A 4,529-nucleotide genomic window follows, 5' to 3' on the forward strand; every position below is an offset into this window, starting at 1 on the left:
ATATCGAATTAGATAAGAGCACACTGATCTACAAGTTAAGAAAAGAACAGGATGCTATGTACGGAAGAAACGTATTATAAAAATACGTCTAAAAATCGACACTTTAACTGACTGGAGAGCCTGTGACAGGAATAGAATAATACGTTCCTGTTACAGGCTCTCTTAATTTGTGAAAATAAAAACAATAGGTATACAATGATGGTTGTGTAAAAATGCACAAAAAATAAGAAAAATTGAATAAGAAAATAAATGATATTGACAAACAGAAACAAAGCAGATAAAATAAGAGTAACAAAAGTGATTAATAGGCACGAATGTAAAGTATAAAAATATACAGAATTACTAAAAACAAAAAGGAAGGAGATTTTACAGTGAGTGGTATTTCAAAGATGTTATTGATCGTATGCGTATTGTTTATTCTGCAGGCCTTGGGAGGCTGGTATCAGATTCAGAATTACAGGAAAGCAATGAGAAGAGTTCATCAGTATGGGAACGTCGGATTTGGACAGAGAAAAGGAAGGCTTACAGCAGGATATATCATTATGATCGCATGCGACCATGATGGAATTATCACGAGATGTGAAATCATGCAGGGATTAAGCTTCTTAGCAAAATTCAAGCCGTTAAATGAATTTCTTGGAAAAGATATGAAAGGAAGAAGCATTTACGAATTCCTTGATGATATGAAAGATTTTGATAAGAAACAAAAAAAGAAATATAAAGGTTATATCAATGCATTTGAAGCACTTGACCAGAGGCTTCAGGATACAAAGCTTGAAGAAGATCAGAAAGAAGCAGTCAGTCAGGAAGCACAGGATGCACTAGCATAAAATTTGATATACATGGAACAAAGAACAAACGATAGCCACTTACAGATCAGGGCCCAAGGATGTGAGATGGTTATGAAATGTTTTGAGTGACATTTATATAGAACTTGCGTTTTTAATTAAATTAGGAGCAAAAAGGAGGATAAAATTATGGAAGTTGTTTCTAACATTGCAAATGGTTTCATCGGTCTGTTCAATGCAGGTGGAGAAACATTTATGGGATGGGTAACAGGAATCATTCCACTGGTTATCTGCTTAATGACAGCGGTTAATGCGGTGATCGGATTCATCGGTGTTGAACGAGTGGAAGGTTTCTGCCAGAAGATTACAAAGTATACGATCCTTCGTTATACATTACTTCCAGTTATGGCAGACATTTTCTTAACAAACCCAGCACAGTATACATTTGGACGTTTCTTAAAGAAAGAACATAAAGCAGCGTTTTATGATGCCAGCGTTTCTTTCTGTCATCCAATTACAGGTTTGTTCCCTCATGCGAATGCAGGTGAGTTATTCGTATACATGGGAATTGCATCAGGTCTTCAGAAAGCAGGATATTCCATTGGTGGACTTGCAGTAAGATATTTCATCGTCGGTGTTATTGTAATTCTGATCCGTGGAATCTTATGTGAACGTATCTATGCAGCATTAAGCAAACGATAATCTGGAAGGAGGAAAACGAATATGTATAAAACAATTACGATCAAAGCCGGAAGCGGTGGATGGGGAGGACCATTAACAATCTCTCCAACAGAGAAATGCAATAAGATCTTAAGTGTTACAGGTGGAGGAATCCATCCAGTTGCTCAAAGAATCGCAGAAATGACAGGAGGAGAAGCCGTTGACGGATTTAAAGAGACTCTTCCTGATGATGAAGTCTTAGTAGCAGTCGTTGACTGTGGTGGAACAGCCCGCTGCGGTGTATATCCAAAGAAAGGAATCTACACAGTTAACATCGAGCCTGTTGGTAAAGCAGGACCTCTTGCAAAATATATCACACCAGAGATTTATGTATCAGCAGTTACAGAAAATGATATCTTTGAATCTGACTATGCTGGACATATCAAAGGAAACCCAGCAGCACAGGCAGCCGAAACAGCAACTGCAGCACCACAGCCAAAATCAAAAGCACAGGCAAAAGAAGAAATTGCAAAAGCAAGTGAAGGTAAGAAAGAAAATATCGTTGTCCGCATCGGTAAAGTTGTTGGACGTGTGGTAAATATCTGTTTCCAGGCAGGTCGTGATACGATTGAGATGGTCGTTGGAACAATCCTTCCATTCATGGCATTTACAGCAACACTGCTTGGTATCATTTCAGCCAGCGGCCTTGGAAATGTCATTGCGAAAACAATTTCACCAATCTGTTCTACAGTACCTGGAATGGTAGCAATTGCATTTGTCTGCGGTATTCCAATCCTTTCTCCAGTTCTTGGACCCGGAGCCGTTATCGCGCAGGTAGTCGGAACATTGCTTGGATCCCAGTTTGCACTTGGAAACATTCCTGCACAGTATGCACTTCCAGCCTTATTTGCAATCGATGCTCAGGTAGGATGTGACTTTATTCCAGTAGGATTATCTCTTGGAGAGGCTGATTCAGAAACAATCGAATATGGTGTTCCAGCCGTATTATTTGAACGTCTGATCACAGGGCCATTAGCAGTACTGATCGCATTTGCATTTAGTATTGGAATGTATTAATTATTAATCAATAACTTACATAGGTTATGTCATAGAAAGGAAATCATCAAATGAAATATCAATCTAAAATCGTTGGGTTAGGTCCAGATGCATTAGCATTTCTGGATGATGAAGACATGAATTTTATTATTATTTTTAATGAGGATGCACCTCCAGAGCTAGCGGAACTTTCCGTGCTTCACACAAAAGCAGAGTTAAAAGAAGATCCGGCAGTTGGCGATACATTCAGAATCGGTAAAAAAGAATATAAAGTCAGTGCAGTTGGTTGGGAAGCACCTCATACTCTATCCCAGCTTGGCCATTGCACTCTGGATTTTAAAGGTGGAGATGAAGCAGAACGTCCAGGATGTATATCCCTGGAAGGAGAAAAGCTGACACCGGAAGATTTAGAAATTGGCGGATTGATTGAGATTTATTAAAATAAAAATTGAGATTTTCTAAAAAAGGTCTGTGGAGATTATCATCCACAGACCTTTGATCATTTTACAGGTTTTTTATAAAAGAGATAAAGCTGTTTCTTTATCTGTAAAAAATGCAGTAACAAGATGACGAGATAATACAGCGTGTATGATTTCAGATTTTTCAAGGCCTTCAGCGATAGCGATCACACAGCGGGCATGATCTGCAATTTTAAAGACATCTGCCTTGATAAGATTTTTGGTAAGCTCTGTATTGATCGCATTCCCATCTTTTGATAAAAATTGTAATGCAAAATCACCAACAGCATCATATTGCTTTAATTCTTTGATTGATTCATCGGAGAGAATATGATGTCGTGTCAGGAAGGAAGAGTGAAAACTTCCGATCCCATTGATCACAAGATCTGCATTTTCTGCCTTTGAAAGAACAGACAGTGTGTTTTCATTCTGGCTTAGAGCTTTGTATTCTTCTTTGGAAGAACAAAAAGCTGGAGCGTGAAGAACACCTGCGTTTCCCTGAATTCTTTCAGCAAGTTTTAGTGCACTGTAGTTTGGAAGAGTTTCAAATGTTGTTCCAAAACTTCCAGCAAGCGGTATAAGGTTTGTATCAGGAAGCTGCATAGGCATCAGTTCATTGATAAAACGTGAAACCGCGTTTCCCCATCCAACCGCAATCGTATCATTAGGTTTTATTACAGAAATAAAATAATTAGCAGCGGCTTGTGCAACATAGTCTTTGTATGCATCATCACGATCGATGACAACAACCTTTTGTAAATTATACTTTTGTTGCAGGGCTTCTTCCAGATCAGAATCTCCAGAGAGTGGAGAGTCAATCGTAATTTTTACAATACCAAGTTCCAAAGCCTTTGATAAAAGTTTTGAAACCCAAGGACGTGAAACGTTTAAGCGTTTCGCGATTTCTTGTTGTGAAAAATGATTTTTATAATAAAGATTTGCTGCAAGCAAGATTCTATTATACATTAAGTCATCAGTTTCTTTTTTTGCCATAATGTGACTCCTTTCGATGAAAATAGCAATAGGCACATATGTAACTATATTTTAATGAGATTATATAGTAAAAGAGCTGTTTATTCAAGCAAAATAAAGAAAAATAAGAAAAACTATTGACGAACATATGTAAACTGTATATAATACAAGTATCAAAAGTAATTGATAAGCACATATGTAACTTCAAACGATTTTCAATCAGATAGGAGAATGAGATTATGTTAAACATGGACCAGAAATTAATCAAAAGACAGGAAGAAGGAAAAATCATCAAAACTGGTATCGTAGGTGCCGGACAGATGGGACGAGGAATGGTAACACAGATGGTACTGATGAACGGTATCACACCAGCCATCGTATCTGATATTAAAGTAGAAAATGCAGTCCATGCATTCAAATATGCCGGAGTATCCGATGAAGATATCGTGATCGCAAAAACACTTGCAGATGCTAATGCAGCAATGGAAGCAGGAAAATATGTAGCATGTGAAGATGCAAACTTCGTATCACAGGCAAACTTAGTAGAGTGTGCGATCGATGCAACAGGAGTTCCAGATGTCGGAGCAAAAGTAGC

The 4,529-nt window shown here is 37.9% G+C and carries 5 protein-coding genes and 1 pseudogene; 5 read left to right on the plus strand and 1 reads right to left on the minus strand.

Features of this window, described 5'->3' with window-relative positions:
• The first annotated feature begins 371 nt into the window (after positions 1-371).
• The 4 genes from OCV53_RS12170 (at position 372) to OCV53_RS12185 (ending at position 2,944) form a co-directional block, all read left to right on the plus strand.
• Positions 372-830 (plus strand): transcriptional regulator GutM, encoded by a 459-nt coding sequence (locus tag OCV53_RS12170; protein WP_055198559.1) that lies wholly within the window; start codon positions 372-374, stop codon positions 828-830.
• A 147-nt stretch (positions 831-977) separates the two neighbouring features.
• Positions 978-1,490: a PTS glucitol/sorbitol transporter subunit IIC gene (srlA, locus tag OCV53_RS12175; RefSeq protein WP_055198561.1), complete on the plus strand. Its 513-nt coding sequence runs from the start codon at positions 978-980 to the stop codon at positions 1,488-1,490.
• Between the two features lie 21 nt (positions 1,491-1,511).
• On the plus strand, positions 1,512-2,525 hold the full coding sequence (srlE, locus tag OCV53_RS12180) for a PTS glucitol/sorbitol transporter subunit IIB (protein ID WP_055198563.1): 1,014 nt from the start codon (positions 1,512-1,514) through the stop codon (positions 2,523-2,525).
• A gap of 50 nt (positions 2,526-2,575) precedes the next feature.
• Entirely contained in the window at positions 2,576-2,944 is a 369-nt protein-coding gene (locus OCV53_RS12185; RefSeq protein ID WP_055198565.1) for a PTS glucitol/sorbitol transporter subunit IIA, read from the plus strand.
• Between the two features lie 75 nt (positions 2,945-3,019).
• Here OCV53_RS12185 and OCV53_RS12190 read toward each other — a convergent pair whose 3' ends face one another.
• Complete coding sequence (locus tag OCV53_RS12190) at positions 3,020-3,955, minus strand: sugar-binding transcriptional regulator (protein WP_055198567.1); 936 nt, start codon at positions 3,953-3,955, stop codon at positions 3,020-3,022.
• 218 nt (positions 3,956-4,173) lie between these two features.
• Between OCV53_RS12190 and OCV53_RS12195 the strand changes: the two are divergent.
• Positions 4,174-4,529 (plus strand): annotated as a pseudogene (locus tag OCV53_RS12195) (NAD(P)H-dependent oxidoreductase); the annotation flags it as partial.

This window comes from Anaerostipes amylophilus, assembly GCF_025567365.1.
In the GTDB taxonomy this organism is placed as follows: domain Bacteria; phylum Bacillota; class Clostridia; order Lachnospirales; family Lachnospiraceae; genus Anaerostipes; species Anaerostipes amylophilus.